This window comes from Methanosarcina sp. 2.H.A.1B.4 (genome assembly GCF_000979385.1).
In the GTDB taxonomy this organism is placed as follows: domain Archaea; phylum Halobacteriota; class Methanosarcinia; order Methanosarcinales; family Methanosarcinaceae; genus Methanosarcina.
In genome coordinates this window covers 1-17,624 of record NZ_JJOV01000063.1, presented here as the reverse complement: position 1 = coordinate 17,624, position 17,624 = coordinate 1, and the positions used below count along the sequence as shown (strand labels likewise).

General features: G+C 46.1%; 12 protein-coding genes. 10 read left to right on the top strand and 2 right to left on the bottom strand.

The window, feature by feature from the left end; translation table 11 throughout:
- Positions 1-465: 465 nt before the first annotated feature.
- The 10 genes from EO92_RS09955 (at position 466) to EO92_RS09910 (ending at position 15,382) form a co-directional block, all read left to right on the top strand.
- Positions 466-2,001: a helix-turn-helix domain-containing protein gene (locus EO92_RS09955; protein ID WP_048171294.1), complete on the top strand. Its 1,536-nt coding sequence runs from the start codon at positions 466-468 to the stop codon at positions 1,999-2,001.
- A gap of 725 nt (positions 2,002-2,726) precedes the next feature.
- Positions 2,727-4,265 (top strand): class I SAM-dependent DNA methyltransferase, encoded by a 1,539-nt coding sequence (locus EO92_RS09945; protein WP_048171290.1) that lies wholly within the window; start codon positions 2,727-2,729, stop codon positions 4,263-4,265.
- A complete protein-coding gene (locus tag EO92_RS09940) occupies positions 4,262-5,428 on the top strand; it encodes a restriction endonuclease subunit S (RefSeq protein ID WP_048171287.1) in 1,167 nt (388 codons plus the stop codon). Before EO92_RS09945 ends, EO92_RS09940 begins: the two co-directional genes overlap by 4 nt.
- 1 nt (position 5,429) lies before the next feature.
- Positions 5,430-6,233 carry a TIGR02391 family protein gene (locus tag EO92_RS09935; protein ID WP_048171285.1) on the top strand — a complete coding sequence of 268 codons (804 nt, stop codon included), beginning with the start codon at positions 5,430-5,432 and terminating at the stop codon, positions 6,231-6,233.
- A gap of 5 nt (positions 6,234-6,238) precedes the next feature.
- Positions 6,239-8,347, top strand: coding sequence for a DUF262 domain-containing protein (locus EO92_RS09930; RefSeq protein WP_048171283.1), 2,109 nt, complete (start codon positions 6,239-6,241; stop codon positions 8,345-8,347).
- Positions 8,347-8,883, top strand: coding sequence for a DUF4145 domain-containing protein (locus EO92_RS18290; protein ID WP_200896764.1), 537 nt, complete (start codon positions 8,347-8,349; stop codon positions 8,881-8,883). Before EO92_RS09930 ends, EO92_RS18290 begins: the two co-directional genes overlap by 1 nt.
- Positions 8,884-8,895: 12 nt before the next feature.
- Positions 8,896-11,784, top strand: coding sequence for a DEAD/DEAH box helicase family protein (locus EO92_RS09925; RefSeq protein WP_369793142.1), 2,889 nt, complete (start codon positions 8,896-8,898; stop codon positions 11,782-11,784).
- 694 nt (positions 11,785-12,478) lie between these two features.
- The gene (locus EO92_RS09920) at positions 12,479-13,378 is read left to right on the top strand and encodes a hypothetical protein (RefSeq protein WP_048171281.1); all 900 of its coding nucleotides are present in this window, start codon (positions 12,479-12,481) and stop codon (positions 13,376-13,378) included.
- 96 nt (positions 13,379-13,474) lie between these two features.
- Positions 13,475-13,765, top strand: coding sequence for a hypothetical protein (locus EO92_RS09915; protein ID WP_156161359.1), 291 nt, complete (start codon positions 13,475-13,477; stop codon positions 13,763-13,765).
- A gap of 276 nt (positions 13,766-14,041) precedes the next feature.
- Positions 14,042-15,382: a hypothetical protein gene (locus tag EO92_RS09910; RefSeq protein ID WP_235283283.1), complete on the top strand. Its 1,341-nt coding sequence runs from the start codon at positions 14,042-14,044 to the stop codon at positions 15,380-15,382.
- Positions 15,383-15,435: 53 nt separating this feature from the next.
- On the opposite strand, the gene EO92_RS09905 is transcribed toward EO92_RS09910, so the two are convergent.
- Both EO92_RS09905 and EO92_RS17150 read right to left on the bottom strand, forming a co-directional pair.
- Entirely contained in the window at positions 15,436-16,767 is a 1,332-nt protein-coding gene (locus EO92_RS09905) for an ATP-binding protein (protein WP_048171279.1), read from the bottom strand.
- 466 nt (positions 16,768-17,233) lie between these two features.
- Positions 17,234-17,422, bottom strand: a complete 189-nt coding sequence (locus EO92_RS17150; RefSeq protein WP_082098558.1) for a hypothetical protein — start codon at positions 17,420-17,422, stop codon at positions 17,234-17,236.
- Positions 17,423-17,624: the final 202 nt, after the last annotated feature.

Sequence of the window (17,624 nt, the reverse complement as noted above, 5' to 3'; positions counted from 1 at the left end):
GAATTTCTAACTGGCCGGTAAAAACCCTCCCGGCCAATTTGTCCTTTTTTTAGTCAAGATCTTTCGGAGACGCTATCCTCAAAACCAGGCAGGTCCTCTCAATCCCCCTACGACTTTGAAATTGTGCAGGGGCCTCTTGCACAAATCCCACAGGTCCCAGAAATATATGCTCCTTAAAATAGCAAAACGATCAGTATTTTTCACATAACAGGACCCCAGGCTTTGACCGGGTGCGAAGCAGCCGGCTTTTCCAAAATGTAAATGAATGAGAGGCAGGCTAAAAGCGAAAGCCGTATCAATATCTACTTTATATAATACTGCGATTCTGGGTTATGCATCTTTGTAGACCAATGGACCATTGGAAGTTTTGGCCCTGTATAAAGACTTAATCTGAAACAAAACAATCAATATTAAATTATCCTGTCGATGATTATAAGATATAATGGTAAGTTTTGAGGCTCCCCGATGACTCAGGTATTCAGGATATTCGTTAGTTCAGTGCAGAAAGAACTTGAAGATGAACGGCTCATCATCCAGAACCTTGTAAGCACTGACCCTTTCCTGTCAGCACACTGCGTTCCCGTGCTTTATGAGTATGAGCCGGCTTCTCCAGATAAGGCACTTGAGGGCTGCCTTAGAGCCCTTGACATTTGCCAGGTATATTTGCTCATAATCGGGGTACAATATGGCACTCTTACTGGAGAACTTTCGATAACTCACACTGAATATCGCCGGGCAAGGGAAGGGAACCTACCGATTCTTGCTTTCATTAAGGGCAGCAGGAGCATGAATCGTGAGGAAGGAACTGATGCATTTCTGAGAGAAATTGACGCTGACGGTTTCAAGTACAAGCGCTTTGGGAACGTAATCGAGCTTCAAAAAGAAGTCAGGGAGGCCCTGGCTAAGCTCCTTAAAGACATGTTTGGCGTTGCTCCGAGCAGCGATGAAAATGTAATTGCAAAGCAGACCATCGAGGCCACCTCGACTTTTGAATCGCAGCCTTTTACTCGAATTCCCTGGAAGGATCTCGACCATAAAGTTGCTCGTCAGCTTGTGGCAGCGGCTGAGAACAGGAAAGCGGATGAATTATCTTCTGCCGACTTACTGGCGGAAGCAATGCTACGCGGCCTGGTCTGGACTTTTTCGGGATCGGAGGAACACTACGCCACAGCCGCCGGGATCGTACTGCTGGCAAAAGACCCTTCTGCGGTTTTTCCTCAGTGCCGGGTGCTTGCGGACACTTACCGGGGTTCCGAACCTGATGGAGAGCCGCGTGATCATGAGGACATACGGGGACCGATGCCCCTGGTGATTGACCGGGCAGTTTCTTTCATTGACCGTAACACCCGACACCCCATGAAAATCGTTGGACTTAACCGGGTTCGGATTGATGAATACCCCGTCGAGGCCCTGCGAGAAGCTCTTGTAAACGCCGTTGCCCACAGGCAATACGAGGATGCCGGGCGAAAGATCATTCTCGAAGTATTCTCTGATCGGGTGGTTGTCTCCAGTCCCGGCCTCCCACCAGCCCCTATCACACTTGCCAGTTTACGTAAAGGAAATTACAGGCCCTGTTCACGCAACCCCGTGCTGGCACAGTGCCTCTCCTACTTCCACCGGATAGAGGAGCGCGGCAGCGGTTTCCGACGCATGCGAGACCAGATGCTAAACCACGGCCTGGATAAGCCTCTGATAGGAACTGACACTGGATACTTCCAGGTCATTTTCCCGGGACCAGGCGAGAATCTAGATCGAATCAGGGTACCTGAATCTCAGCTACTGGTAACGCCTGCCATTGAGGCTCAATTGAATGAGAGGCAATGGAAAATGATGCAACTGCTTGCCGAAGGCAAAGAACTTACCAGCCGACAATGTGAGGCAGATTTCGGCGTTACACGTCCGGTTACGGCAGCAGATTTCGGAAAGCTGGTTGAAATGGGACTGGCTGAAAAGCTGGGAGCTGGTCGCTCTACCAGATACCGCCTTAAAGGGCTGAGCTAATCGTTAAGTAATCGTAAAGAAGAAACCGATAATCGTAAACTATGAGGACGAGGTAATGAAGGCTGATGACATATTGAATTCGTCATTGTCCGAAATCTTTCGATCGGAAATCTTCCGATAATCTTCCGATTTTCGCCGTAATCTTCCGATTTCAGCAGAATCAATCCACAAAGAAAAGTTTCAATTTTTGTTTTTGCGAGGACTTACTCTTAAAGGCCGTGAATTTATTCCCAAACTCATTCCGGCACCCCGCTTTGTTTTCCACTTCATAGAAACCGGGGCACTCACCGGGTGCGAAGCAGCCGGCCTTTCCGTAAAAACACATATACAGAAGTATAAAGATCGAGCCATAAAGACCGAGCCGTTTAACTTCAGGTCTCAGAAGATAATCTCCCGGATGCAGCTTCAATTAAAAAGAACTGTTATTACCATTTTCGATATATTATATCAGTAAGGAAACTGAAAAGAAAAAGATGATTTAGGATAGTGGAATATATCCTTTAATTTGAAAAAATTGTGAAAAAGAGCAAGAGTTAAAAAGATTAACGGATATACCTGAACAGAAAAATCCTTAAAGAAGAACAATCGAAGCTAATCGAAACCCTCATTATTGATACTAATTGAGAACAGATGTCAGGCTAAAAAATGAATGAAAATAACGTTAATCGAACCGCAATTGAGGAGCAGTATACGAGGCTGCAAGCTGGGATTATAGAGGAATAAAAATGATCAATGGTGAACTGAAAAACAAAATTGATGGCATCTGGAACGTTTTCTGGTCTGGAGGAATCTCCAACCCTCTCGAAGTTATCGAGCAAATTACCTACCTGCTGTTTTTAAGGCGATTGGATGACCTGCACACGCTGGAAGAGAACAAATCCGCACGGCTCAAGCGCCCTATGGAGCGCCGTGTTTTCCCCGAGGGCAACGACCCGAAAGGACGTCCCTACGAGGATCTGCGCTGGTCCCACTTCAAACACTTCGCCCCTGCCGAGATGTTCACAGTTGTCGACGAGCACGTCTTCCCCTTCCTGCGTACCCTCGGAGGCGACGATTCCACCTATGCCAAGCATATGGAGGGTGCCCGTTTCACCATTCCCACGCCCTCGATGCTGTCAAAGGCAGTTGACCTTCTGGACAGCGTGCCCATGGAAAACCGCGATACTAAGGGTGACCTTTACGAATATATGCTTGGCAAGATCGCCAGCGCTGGCCAGAACGGCCAGTTTCGTACTCCGCGCCACATCATCCAGCTTATGGTAGAGCTGACCGCCCCCCAGCCAACAGATATTATATGCGATCCAGCATGCGGTACAGCCGGATTTCTCGTAGCTGCAGGCGAATACCTGCGAGAGTACCATCCGAACATCCTGCACGATGAGAGGCTGAAACAGCACTTCCACCACGGGATGTTCCACGGCTTTGATTTTGATAACGTCATGCTCCGCATAGGAAGCATGAACATGCTTCTGCACGGCGTGGAAAACCCAGATATTCGCTACCGTGACTCTCTTGCCCAGGAAAACTCCAGTGACGAAGAAGCCTACACACTTGTGCTGGCTAATCCTCCATTTGCAGGTTCGCTGGACTACGAAAATACTGCAAAAGACCTTCTGCAGATCGTCAAGACCAAGAAAACAGAACTGCTTTTCGTTGCCCTTTTTATGCGTCTGTTAAAGCCAGGCGGCCGGGCTGCTGTAATCGTTCCTGACGGTGTGCTTTTCGGCTCAAGCAAAGCCCACAAGGAACTTCGCCGTATGCTTGTCGAGGAACAGAAACTTGATGCCATTGTTTCACTTCCAGGCGGCGTTTTCAAGCCCTATGCCGGAGTTTCCACTGCCATCCTTCTTTTCACCAAAACAAATTCAGGAGGCACTGACAACGTCTGGTTCTATGACATGCAGGCCGACGGCTGGAGCCTTGACGACAAGCGCAGCCCGCTCCTGGACGAGGAAAAACTTGGTCCTGTACCTTCGACCGAACTTACTGAGGAGGAACACGCCAAAAACAACCTGCCTGATGTGCTGGCCCGCTGGCAGGAACGCAATAAAAACGAACTCAAACGCGCCCGAACCGAGCAGAGTTTCTGCGTGCCAAAAGCCGACATCGCCGGCCAGGGTTACGATCTTTCCCTCAACCGCTACAAAGAAGTGGTACATGAAGACGTTGAACACAGGACCCCAAAAGGGATACTCGAAAGCCTCGCAAAGCTGGAAGAAGAGATTCAACAGGGGATGACAGAACTGGAAGGGATGCTGAAGTGAGTTGGGAAACCGTCACATTTGGTTCTATTTGCAATTTAGTGAATGGAAAAGCATTCAAACCTTCCGATTGGAGCACATCAGGTGTTCCGATTATTCGCATCCAGAACTTAAATGGAGCAGGTAAACCTTTCAATTTCTGGGCAGGATCGTTTGAAAATCAAGTCCTTGTGAAAGCAGGAGACTTGCTCTTGGCTTGGTCAGGTACTCCTGGCACTTCTTTTGGTTCTCATATCTGGTATGGGCCGGACTCAGTTTTAAACCAGCATATTTTCCGTTGTGACATCGACCGCAAACGTGTGACTCCTGAATGGGTAAAGTTTGCAGTTAACGTACAGTTGGATCAGTTGATTCAACTTTCTCACGGAGGGGTAGGGCTAAAGCACGTCACACGTAGAGTTGTAGAGGAGCTTAAAATCCCACTTCCTACTCTAGAGGAACAGAAACGGATTGCAGAAATTCTGGACCGTGCGGAGGCTCTCCGAGCCAAACGCCGAGCCGCCCTCGCCCAGCTCGATGAACTCACTCAAGCTATTTTTATTGGGATGTTTGGAGATCCTGTGAAGAATCCTAAAAATTGGGATATGACTAAACTAGGGGAATGCATAGAGTTTATGACAAGTGGTTCAAGGGGATGGGCTAAATACTATAGTGACGCCGGAGAGAAATTTATACGGATACAGAATGTTAAAAATGGAAAACTTGATTTCAGTGATATTCAGCTAGTTAAACCACCCAAAACAGCAGAGTCGATTAGAACAAAAGTAAAAGATGGCGACTTGCTAATAAGCATTACTGCAGATTTAGGGCGAACTGCAGTAGTTGACGATCAAACAGCTCTTGAAGGAGCTTATATTAACCAACATCTCGCGTTAATTAGACTCAATAAAAAAATAGTTGATCCTGTTTTTGTATCTCAATATTTGGAAAGCGAGGGGGGAAAGAGACAATTTTCTTCACTTGACCAAAAAGGAGTGAAATCAGGCTTAAACTTTGAAAATGTTAAATCCCTAGAATTTTATTTACCTCCATTGGACATGCAAAAAGAATTTTCTCTCCGAATTGCTACCTTAGAAAAGCTGAAAGTTTCACACAAAGCCTCACTGGGAGAACTGGATGAGCTTTTTGCCTCTCTCCAGTACCGCGCTTTCAGGGGAGAGCTATAATATGAGTGCCGTTCCACCGTTCCCAGAAGGTCAAATCGAAGCACTTGCGCGATTGCTTGGAGAATGCGGCAGTGGTGATGATATTTCCCGAGTTCTAAACAGTCGGGGTTTGGTGGATAAATCACGTCAATCTACAAAATGGAGACGTCTTTATTGGGTCTTTCTTGATTGTCAGCAACAGAATAACTGTGCAAATCAGATAATTGACTTTATTCAATCTTTTTTGGCTCCTGCTCGTTTCGCTGAACGCAATGACGAGTTCGAAGCGAATCGCCAGCATCTAAACACTATTCTTTCTTTTTCAGGTTTGGAATACGGTAAGGATGGAAAGTTCCGGCAGTGTGAGATTGCAAAAACTCTTGATGAGGCTGAAAAAAAGGCACGAACTATCCGAGCAAAGTTTCAGGGAAGACAAATACATCCAGAAGTCTTGAAGTATTGCCGGCCTGAGCTTCTGCAGGATAATTATTTCCATGCTGTATTTGAAGCTTCAAAGGGTCTGGCTCAGCGGATACGTGATTTATCTGGGGTACAGACAGATGGAGCCGCTCTTATCGATAAGGTTTTTTCAATAGAGAAGCCAATCCTGGCGATTAATTCACTGCAAACTGAGACCGAGAGGTCAGAACATAAGGGTTTTGCTTTACTTTTGAAAGGCTGTTTTGCAGCTGTCCGCAATCCGTTAGCTCACGGACCAAAGATACTCTGGCAGGGTGAAGATGATGCAGCTGATTATCTTTCTCTTATCTCACTCCTGCATAGAAAACTGGACGAGTGTACCGTGACAGGACTCAGAGGAGATTGATTTTTATGAAAGCTACTGAAGCTAAATTACTGGATTTCCTTAGGAAATCCCCCCAGTTCGTTATTCCGATATACCAGCGCACCTACTCATGGACTGAGAAAGAGTGTTGGCAGTTGTGGGATGATATTCTGCGGACAGGTAGTAACGATGATATCTCAGCCCACTTTGTCGGCTCTATCGTTTACATAGAAAAAGGGATTTATCAGGTATCCAGCCAATCTCCCCTGCTCGTAATCGACGGACAGCAGCGTCTGACCACAGTAACACTGCTGATAGCTGCTCTGGCTAGAGCGCTGGAACAATTGGATGAGGAAAAACGTGAGCCTCTGGACGGTTTTTCACCTCGCAAACTGCGCAATTATTATCTGCTTAACCCTGAAGAAGAAGGAGAAAAGTACTACAAGCTTATCCTTTCGCAGACGGATAAGGATTCGCTTACCTCTATTGTCGGCAACAGAGAGCAGCCAAAAGAATATTCTCTGCGGGTGATGGAGAATTTCAAACTTTTTGAATCGTGGATTGCTGGGTATAAAGACAATCTTATGCCTCTGTGTAAAGGGCTGGCCAAACTTATAGTAGTTGATATCGCACTCAACCGCGATCAGGATAATCCGCAGCTTATTTTCGAAAGTATGAACTCAACCGGCAAGGAGCTTAGCCAGGCCGACCTGATACGCAACTATATCTTAATGGGATTGGAGCCACAACTGCAAACGAGGCTCTATGAGCAGTTCTGGCGTCCAATGGAAGTGGATTTCGGACAGGAAGCCTATAGCAATTACTTCGATGGTTTCATGCGCCACTATCTGACTGTTAAAACCGGTGTGATTCCCAGAATCGGGGAAGTCTATGATGCGTTTAAAATTCACGCCAGTTCCACAAAGACGGCACAGGCAGGAGTAGAATCGCTTGTAGCCGACATCCGGACCTTTTCCCGCTACTTCTGCGCCATGGCGCTTGGAAAAGAGACAGATACCGATCTGAAATTTGCTTTCCATGACTTACGCGAGCTCAGAGTAGATGTAGCCTATCCATTCCTGCTCGAACTTTATCACGACTACGCAGCCGAAATGCTGTCCAAGGAAGAATTTATTGCAGCGGTTCGGCTGGTAGAAGCCTACGTTTTCCGCCGTGCAATCTGCTCTATTCCCACAAACTCAATGAACAAAACCTTTGCAACCTTTTCTAAGGCTGTCAAAAAGGATCGTTACATTGAAAGCATCCAGGCATATCTACTTCTGTTACCTTCGTATCGCCGCTTTCCAAACAACGAAGAGTTCCGGCGTGAACTGCAAAACCGCGACCTCTACAACTTCCGAAGCCGCAGCTACTGGCTCAGAAAGCTGGAAAACTACGGACGTAAAGAACGCGTGCAGGTAGACGAATACACCATCGAGCATATCATGCCGCAGAATGAGAACCTTCCCCCAGCCTGGAAAACGGAACTGGGTTCTGAGTGGAAAAGGGTTCATGAGACATGGCTTCATACTCTTGGCAACCTTACCCTTACTGGGTATAATTCTGAGTACAGTGATCGGCCTTTCAAAGAAAAATGTGACATGCCAGGAGGTTTCAACGAAAGCCCTCTAAAACTCAATAAGGGAATTGGCCAGTGCGACCAGTGGAACGAAGAAACTATCAAAGAAAGAGCGGGTAGGCTGGCAGATACGTCTCTTGAAGTCTGGACAGCGCCAAAGCTGGCAAATGACGTTCTGGAAGTTTACAAGTCCAAAGATGTAAAATCGGGTTACACAATTGAAGATCATTCATACATTCACACCGGTGTCATGCATGCTCTCTTTGAGGCATTCAGAAAAGAAGTGCTCGCCCTGGACCCCTGTGTAACCGAGGAGTTCCTTAAGCTTTACGTCGCCTATAAGGCTGAAACAAACTTTGTAGACGTAGTGCCACAAGTTAAGAAGTTGCGCCTGTCACTTAACATGGCTTTTTCTGAAATAAACGATCCCAAAGGACTCTGTAAAGATGTCTCTAACATCGGACGCTGGGGTAACGGTGATGTAGAAATCGGCTTGGCGTCGCTGGATGAGCTACCCTATGTTATGGGTCTGGTGCGACAATCTTTTGAGCGGCAGATGGGGAACGGAGGATATTAATGACTAATTTTGCCTTTCTCGAAGCCGAATGGCCTTCTTTGTATGAGGCAGCCACAAAAGCCTCAAATGCAGTTTATCCTGACCCTCGCACTGCCTGTTTTTACGCTCGCCGTGCACTGGAACTGGCTGTGCAGTGGATGTATAAGCACGATTACTCACTGCTCCTGCCGTATCAGGAAAATTTGAGTGCTCTTATCCATGAGCCCACATTCAAGAAGGCTGCGGGAGAGGCAATCTTCAACAAAGCACGTGTTATTATCCGGCTTGGAAACCAGGCCGTGCACAGCAACAGTACAGTTCTGCTGCATGATTCATTAACAGCCGTGAGTGAGCTTTTCCATATCAGCTACTGGCTTGCCCGCACCTATGCCAGAAAAGAAAAGCCTGAACCTGGGCTGAGTTTCAACCCTGAAGACCTGCCGAAAACAACCGTCCCGAAGCAGACGATAGAGCAGCTCCAGAAGCTGGAGGCAAGCCTCAGGGAAAAGGACGAAAAACTCTTTCTGCTTCTCGCCGACAAATCCGCAATAGATTAAGAACTCAAACGCCTGCGGGCCGAGGTTGCAAAAGCAAAAGAAGCTTCAACCCTGCTGCCGGACACCCACGATTATTCCGAAGCCGAGACCCGCAGAAGCCTGATTGACCTCCTGCTTAAAGAAGCCGGCTGGCCCCTTGACAAAGCTCAGGACAGGGAATTTGAAGTCTCAGGCATGCCGAATGAAAAAGGGATTGGCTATGTTGACTACGTGCTCTGGGGCGACGACGGAAAACCCCTTGCCCTCGTGGAAGCAAAACGCACCACAAGAGACCCTCGGGTTGGCCAGCAGCAGGCAAAACTCTACGCCGACTGCCTCGAAAATCAGTTCGGGCAGAGGCCTGTTATCTTCTACTCAAACGGATACGAAACCTGGATCTGGGACGATTCCAGCTATCCCCCGAGACAGGTGCAGGGCTTCTACAAAAAACCTGAACTGGAACTGCTAATCCAGAGGCGCAGCAGCCGCAGACCTCTCGCCACGGCAGAGATAAATTCCGCCATTGTCGAACGCTACTATCAGACCCGAGCCATCCGACGCATTGGAGAAGCCTTTGAACAGGACAATGACCGAAAAGCTCTGGTAGTGATGGCAACAGGCGCCGGTAAGACTCGAACGGTGATCGCACTTTCCGATCTGCTTATGCGCTGTAACTGGGTCAAACGTGTGCTGTTCCTGGCCGATAGGGTGGCTCTGGTTAACCAGGCGGTAAATGCCTTCAAAAAGCACATGCCCGACTCTGCACCTGTGAACCTTGTTACGGAAAAGGATACAGAAGGGCGAGTGTTCGTTTCGACCTATCCGACGATGATGAAACAGATAGAAGAGATGAGCAATGGACAGCGCCGCTTTGGAGTTGGACACTTCGACCTTGTGATCATCGACGAGGCTCACCGCTCCGTCTTCAAGAAATACAGAGCAATTTTCGACTACTTTGATTCTCTCCTTGTGGGCCTCACAGCAACGCCCAAAAATGAAATTGAACGTAACACCTACAGCCTCTTTGACCTCGAAACCGGTGTCCCCACCGATGCCTACCATCTGGAAGAAGCTGTAAAAGACGGTTTCTTAGTCCCACCAAAAGCGGTTTCAGTGCCGCTGAAGTTCCAGCGCCAGGGGATCAATTACGACGAACTCTCCGATGAGGATAAGGAACAGTGGGATGAGCTAGAATGGGACGAGGACGGCGAAATCCCTGACAGGGTAGAAGCCGAAGCAGTCAACAAGTGGCTGTTCAACAAGGACACCGTGGACAAAGTGCTGGCACACCTGATGGAGCGGGGCCTGAAAGTCGCTGGCGGTGACCGCCTGGGCAAGACTATACTCTTTGCCAAAAACCAGGCTCATGCTGAGTATATTGCCGAACGTTTCAATGCCAATTATCCACATTTCAAGGGTGAGTTTGCCCGTACCATCACTTTCAAGATCGAGTACGCCCAGAGCCTGATAAACAATTTCTCGATCAAGGAAAAAGCCCCACATCTTGCCATCTCTGTGGACATGCTTGACACCGGGATCGACGTGCCGGAGGTAGTGAATCTGGTTTTCTTCAAACTGGTGCGTTCAAGGACAAAGTTCTGGCAGATGGTGGGACGTGGTACCCGGCTGTGCCCGGACCTTTTTGAACCGGGAAAGGACAAACAATTCTTTTATCTTTTCGATTACTGCCAGAACCTGGAGTTCTTCAGCCAGAATCCGGAAACCACTGACGGTGCACTGGGAGATTCGCTTGGCACACGGCTGTTCAAATCAAGACTTGAATTACTCTCCGAGCTGGACAGGAAACTTGAAGTTGACATTGATTGCGAAATCGGCAAGGAGACCCAGGAAATATATGGTGAACCAAAAACAGAAGTTGAAGTTCGCCGCTCGATTGCCGAAATGCTGCACAGTGAAATTGCCTCGATGAATCTGAATAACTTCGTCGTGCGTCCCAGGCGGAAGCTAGTCGAGAAATACTCAAGGTCTGAAGCTTGGTTAAAGCTGTCCAGCGAAGCCCTCTCCGAGCTTTCCCATGAAGTTGCAGGTCTGCCTTCGGAACTGCAACCGGAAGCAGAAGAGGCAAAACGTTTTGATCTACTGGTCCTGAACCTGCAGCTGGCTTTACTGCGTGCAGAGCCCGCCTTTGAGCGCCTGCGCAACCAGGTAAAAGATATCGCAGGTCTGCTGGAAGAAAAATCGGCCATCCCGATGGTACGTGACCAGATGGCTCTGATTCTGGATGTGCAGACTGATGAATGGTGGGAGAATGTCACAACTCCCATGCTGGAAACGCTTAGGCGGCGTCTGCGTGCCCTGGTAAAACTGATAGAGAAGCACCGCAGAAAGCCTATTTACACCGACTTCGAAGACGAAATGGGCGGCGAAACCGATGTAGAACTGCCGGGCTTTGCTGCAGCCGGAGATTTCGAGAAGTTTCGCGCCAAAACCAGGGCTTTCCTCCTGGAACATCAGGACTATACCGTCATCCATAAGCTTCGGATGAATATGCCGTTGACTGCAACTGATCTTGATGAACTGGAGCGGATACTCTCTGAAAGTGGGTTGGGAGAACCAGAAGAAATTGCCCGTGCCAAAGAGGTGTCACATGGACTCGGTCTTTTCGTGCGTTCACTGATAGGGCTGGATAGGCAAGCTGCAAAACAGTCGCTGGCCATATTCCAATCAGGCAAAACACTGACTGCAAACCAGATAGATTTCGTAAACCTGATTATTAATCATCTTACCGAACACGGAGCAATAGATGCTGCGTTACTTTACGAATCACCTTTTACCGACCTTACGCCACAGGGTCCTGATGGGCTTTTTACCTCGGCTCAAGTGGACGAGTTGATAGCAACACTGGAACAGATAACAGCAACAGCGCTTGCGTTCCCCTCCCCACAAATAATTACTGCTTGAGGGTTTTTGAACTGCTTAAGATAATTCATAAAGGAATTGTCTCCGCACTGCGTAGACAATTGAGCTGAACATACTTCAGGTTGCTCAGCTACCATGAAGAAATTCCATAAATTGTGCAGCAGCCTGCTGCACAATCAACCTGCCCCCGTCGCCAAGCTGTCCTATGGAAAAGTCTCATCACTGGTGAGAGAATTACCCTGAATGCAAAACCTCCTCTTTATAAGTAGCTGACAAAAATTGACAAGAGAACCTCGAAGGAAAAAGGACGGAATATAGGCAGGAAATTGTCGCCGCAGTGAGGCGACAATTGGCAGCCGGTATTAAAGGGTCTTTCTAAGAGAAAAGCCTGCGTCGAATGATCCAGTTTTCGGAAGTATTCCCGGAAGAAGAGATTGTCGTGACACTGTCACGACAATTGAACTGGCCCTATTTCTTAGCTTTCTTCCCCAAAACAGGTGTTAACAAACTGATTTTCTAATCTAAAGAATAAACTAAGAATGATAAAAATATAACTTCTAAATTTCAGTTTGGGAATTGATCTATAGTTCCATTTCCCTCAATAACCATTCTTGGCAACAAAACCCCTCGATATTATATTTGAATCATTCCTAACCTGATAAACAAACTACCACCTAACCAATTTTTTCTACCAAAATGCGAAAACTTATACTCTATTCGCATAGTATTGGAATTAATGCATTTTTCCAGAACCGAACTTCAAACAATCGCAGAACTCGCAAAAGGCAATACCTCAATAAGCACCGTAGCCAAAGCTCTCAATAAAAGTGAAAAGCACATCTACCGAATTGTGCAAAAGCTTGAAGAAAAAGACCTTGTAACCCTCTCATTTGGAAAAGTTGTCCCAAGGAAAAGCACCTTGATGGTCAGGTTGACCCGGATTCTCGATTCGTACCCGAATTTTACACCTGTTCTTGCAGATTCCGGAATCCCGATACTCGCCTCTCTGCTTGAAGCAAAAAGTGTGGATGAAATCACTGAAGAGACAGATGTGAAAAAGAGTACGGTCTATGCTTTATTGAAAAAAGCCTTAAAGATAAGCCTGGTAAAAAGAGATGGGGGGCGTTATGTACTCAATGAAAGGATCTGGGGAGAAGTGCCAGACCTGCTCAGGGAAATAAGGGATATCGAAAGGCTGCTTGACCCGCGAGTGCCTTATAATTCGGTAATATACTACCGGAACCAGGGTGGGGTCATTTTTTCCAATAAGTATGGCGGGGATTCTGGAAAAAAGACGGGGTTTTCGGTCTTTGAAAAAGAAGGGATCAAACTCCTTTTGCCAACTACCTATTACTATTATTCGGATAAAGAACCGGAAAAAAAGCTCACAAAAGAAGATATTTTCCAGCATGCGCTTTATGTTGCAGAAAAAGAAGCTTCTGTAAGACATTTCATATTCCTTGCACTGTTCTACTGTAAGTTTGAGGAAGAATTGAAAGGTGTGAGAAACGACATAGTTGAGAATTTGAAGCTTATTTTGCAGGGGGAAAGGATCAGGGGGTATCCTGCTTTTGAAGAAATAAAGGAAAAGGCTGAGATGTATGGGATTGAGATCAAGGAAGGTAAGCAACAATGATAGAGAGTGTAGAGGAAGTCTGGAGACTTTTTATATAAATTGATGATCTCCTTGCCGGTACTCCTGAACCTGATAAACTTGAAATTTTTGTTATCGGTGGAACTGTGCTGCTCCAATGAAGATGTTTTCCTGTTCAAGATCATGACTGAAAGGAGTGGGGACATTGAAGATTGCATTTCTCTAGCAAAAAGAGGCGTCGTATGGGAAATTATTCTTGATGAACTTAAAAACCAGATCAAATTAAGTGGACAGAATGTCTGGATAACCTGGGTAGGAGAAAGACCTGGCATACTTGCAGACGAAGGACTCTATATCCCAATACTTGAAGAAGTGGAAAAATTGAGCGAAGGATATTATGAGAACGAATTAAGAAAATACCAGGGTTAAAAAGAAATATCAGTCGGCTTCAGCATCATGTGAAAAAATGATCATATACATTATATAGAATATGGCGAAAATTCCACATTAACTGGAAAAAACAGATACACACCAACAGAAAATTTTCCAGCTAAATGAGAAAAACCTCGAATAATTCGCATTTTACTGGAAAGAATAAGTTTCAGGGGTTATTACACTGACTTCTTTTTTGCCACAAAAATACAGTGTCTCCGTCAATGAACCAGCCGAAATTGTATACCCCATCAAAGGATTCTACATGGACCGTTGCTCAAAGCACTTGAAAAGGAGCACGTATTTTTCAATCTGATCAATGTTGTAGCCGTGGGTGTGGTAATAATATTTATAATCTCATTAAGTGTATCCACAGAACTGATGGTAGACAAACTGGCTGCAAATAAAATCAATTTGCCTGTTGAGCGTATTTTCCAGGTCCACGAATCCCCCTGCAAAGTAGTTCTGGCAATAACCGGAGGCGGGGCTGAGATTATCGGGGAACTTCTCCGCCACGGCAGCGGCTCTGCAACTGTTCTGGACGCGGTTGTCCCGTACAGTACAGATGCAATGGACCGCTTCCTCGGCAGGAAGCCTGAAAAGTACTGCTCGGAAAAAACTGCACGGCTGATGGCGATGGTCGCTTACCAGCGGGCCATGGAACTGTCAAAAAGCTCCGGCGGAACTGCAGCCCAGGATGTGATCGGGATCGGAGCGACCTGCAAGCTCAGGGCTGCAAACGAGCGGGAAGGGAGAAAACACGAGGTCCACGTTGCCATCCAGGCAGCCTGTAAAACAGGGGTCTGCACCCTTGGACTGACAGCGGACAGGACACGGGAAGAGGAAGAAAAGATTGCTGCGCTCCTGATTTTCAATATACTTGCCCGCCACTGCGGCGTTCCTGAAATCGATTTGCCTGACGGGATCGGGTCCGGAAAAGAAAGAGAAGAAGGGACAGGAGAGAAAATTATTGAAAAATATGCCTCCGTTTCCGGGCCTGTCGGAGATCTCCTGAAACAGCAGAGCTGCACCCCGGAGAGTTCCTGCAAAACAGCTGGAATGGTAAGGATCAATTTTGATGAAGCAAAAGCTCCCGAAGAAATAAGGCTCGTATTCTCCGGCTCTTTTGACCCCTGCCACAAAAACCATGTTTTCATGGCAGAGTGTGCTTCGAAAAAATATAATGCACCCGTCCACTTTGAAATCTCTTTGACGAATGTTGACAAGCCGCCCATAGATTTTATCTCGCTGAGCCAGAGGCTTGACTCGTTAAGGAAATACAAAGACGGAGCCTTCATGGGTGGCGTTTGCCTGACCAATGCGCCGCTTTTCCTACAAAAAGCTGACCTTTTCCCGAACAGCACCTTCATCATCGGGGCAGATACTTTCAACAGGCTGTTTGATGAAAAATACTATGACGGGGCAGTAGATACACATGCCATTATAAGGAGTTTTAAGGAAAAGAATGTACGGTTCATGGTGTTTCACAGGAAATCAGTTGAACTGTCCATCAACCCTGAGATTCTTGAGTTTTGTGAGATTATCCCGGTTGACGAATACGAAGACGATGGGACATCGTCCAGGGAAATAAGAAGGAAGCGCGAAAATAAATGAGATTTATCCCAAAGTAAGAAGTGAAAAAATCAGGATGAAAGGAAATAGTATGGTTATTCCAGCATCCATTTCCATACAGAGTTAATGATTATTGTTTTCTTTTCCCCGTTTTCGTCTGGGACCTCCACGACTCCTTCATCGTCCATGGTAAGGATAAGCCCCTCGTTAAGCCCGTATTCTTCCATAGCTGCCAGGAGCCCGAGGACCTCCCGTTCTCTTACTGCCGGGCTTCCGAAGTAGACCGAGACCTGAACCGCAGCCGTAACAGCCTGGCTATCTGGTTCGGTTATAAGGAAATCGCATTCTCTCCTGTCCCGGAAGTATGAGACCTGCTTTCCCTGCCTGAGCAGTTCAAGAAACACAAGGTTTTCAAATCTTAATCCCAGGCTGTCCGGATAATTGGGGTATACTGTCTTGAAGAAACCCGTATCTCCGGCATAAATTTTACAGGGGGCATCTTTTTCATTTTTATTTTCATTTTTATTTTCATTTTCTTTTCCGTCTTCGGATGAGTGATTAAACATAGGGACCCGGTACAGCAAAAAAGCCTCTTCCAGATAGTCAAGGTAGCTGCGGATAGTATCCTCACTGTCGATACCACTCACTTTTTTCAGGGTTTCGAGTGAGTACTCCGATGCCATGTTTGAGATAAGGAAAACTGCAAGTTTTTTCAGCCCTTCTGCATCCTGAATATTATGTCTTGCAATAACCCCTGCCTGCAGAGTTTCCTCGAAATACTTCCGGGAAAGTGTGGAATTTCCATCTTTTATTACGCAGGGGAAGCCGCCGTTTTCAAAATAATGCAGGAACAGGCACAGCATATCATCGCAACGGGAAGGTGTGAGAAAGTTCGGCTTTGGGACCCTGAGGCCTCTCAGATCAAGGTATTCTTTAAAGGAAAAGGGCAAAAGTTTGAGGACTCTGGTCCTGTCTGCAAAGAGTGACGAAACCTCCTGACTCAGGATACTTGCGGAAGACGAGGTTACAAAGACTCCTGCCCCTTCTCTGTTTAGCCTGTCAACCCAGCTTTCCCAGCCGGGGACATTATGAATTTCATCAAGGAAATAGTAGATCTGCCCGTCCTCATTTTCATTCTCTTTTAAGTAAACTTCAGCCGCAATTCCCTCGATTTCCTGAAAACTTTCAGGTTCCAGTTCTTTAAACCTGCTGTCTTCAAAATTAATGTAAACCTTCACACCCTGCAGAAAGCTTGCGACCTGCCTCAGGAAAGACGTCTTGCCTGCATGGAGTGGACCATAGATCAAATTGATCTCATGTCCATCCAGGCAGGGGGAAACTGGAATGTTGCGCTTGATTATATCAGAGGGGCTTTGGAAGAAGGTTTTATGGTCAAGAAACAGGGGAAGAAGTTCAGGTCTTTGCATATGATCAGAATAATTTGGGAGGTAAAACTATATAGTTATTCTGGCACAGATCTTCTCTTCTGAAAAAAAACTTAATACTTACTGATTCTTAAGAAGGAGAAAATGCAGTCTTATTTCTAATTAAACGGGTGCAGTCATGTGATTTCATTTTACAGATACTGGAAAATGTGTTTTTGGCTTCAAAATAATTGAAATTGCTCCAGATTACTGCTTATTTTCAAATTAGCAGTTATATGAACGTCTCTTTGAAAAATAGATTTTAATTTAACGTCTTAAAGCTAGAGCAAGAAACAGGCATCATACTAATAAAAATTTATATGTTGGGGGATAAAAATAAAGATTATTTAATAGACTCCTTAGACAGACCCGGTCGGTTGAAGGCGGGCAAACTTTGGGAAAATGTAGTATAATTTGTTATGAAAAAACATATAATTTTATTAATTTTTCCAAAACCTATCCGGAACTTTCAATCCTTTTTAGGTTCATATATCGTTTTCTTTTTTCCACATCTTGTACACACAAAATACTTTTCTTTTACATTTGAAGCATAGATGTTCAAACCTCCACTTCTTTTCCATTTATGAAACCCTATAAAGCACAAAATGCTCCTCTGTAGAGGTTTTCCGGAAACTCTGGATGGAGCCCTGTAAGCCAAGTAATCAACCTCATATTAATGAATTTTTATGGGAAGGAGCGTAAAACCCCGAAGTCTTCAGCTTCGTGGGATATAAGCGTCAACTTCCTCACGTTCTGATGTTATTGATTCTGCAAACTTATTTCTATTTTGAAGTCTCTCATTCCATGCTGATTTCCGAAGCGAAAACCAAGCAAGGACTGAGGTATTTTGCTGTCACCAC

Excerpts from the sequence above, each read along its gene's own strand:
- EO92_RS09955 (WP_048171294.1), top strand. The coding sequence starts at position 466 with ATGACTCAGGTATTCAGGATATTCGTTAGTTCAGTGCAGAAAGAACTT.
- EO92_RS09945 (WP_048171290.1), top strand. The coding sequence starts at position 2,727 with ATGATCAATGGTGAACTGAAAAACAAAATTGATGGCATCTGGAACGTT.
- EO92_RS09935 (WP_048171285.1), top strand. The coding sequence starts at position 5,430 with ATGAGTGCCGTTCCACCGTTCCCAGAAGGTCAAATCGAAGCACTTGCG.
- EO92_RS09930 (WP_048171283.1), top strand. The coding sequence starts at position 6,239 with ATGAAAGCTACTGAAGCTAAATTACTGGATTTCCTTAGGAAATCCCCC.
- EO92_RS18290 (WP_200896764.1), top strand. The coding sequence starts at position 8,347 with ATGACTAATTTTGCCTTTCTCGAAGCCGAATGGCCTTCTTTGTATGAG.
- EO92_RS09920 (WP_048171281.1), top strand. The coding sequence starts at position 12,479 with ATGCATTTTTCCAGAACCGAACTTCAAACAATCGCAGAACTCGCAAAA.
- EO92_RS09905 (WP_048171279.1), bottom strand. The coding sequence starts at position 16,767 with ATGCAAAGACCTGAACTTCTTCCCCTGTTTCTTGACCATAAAACCTTC.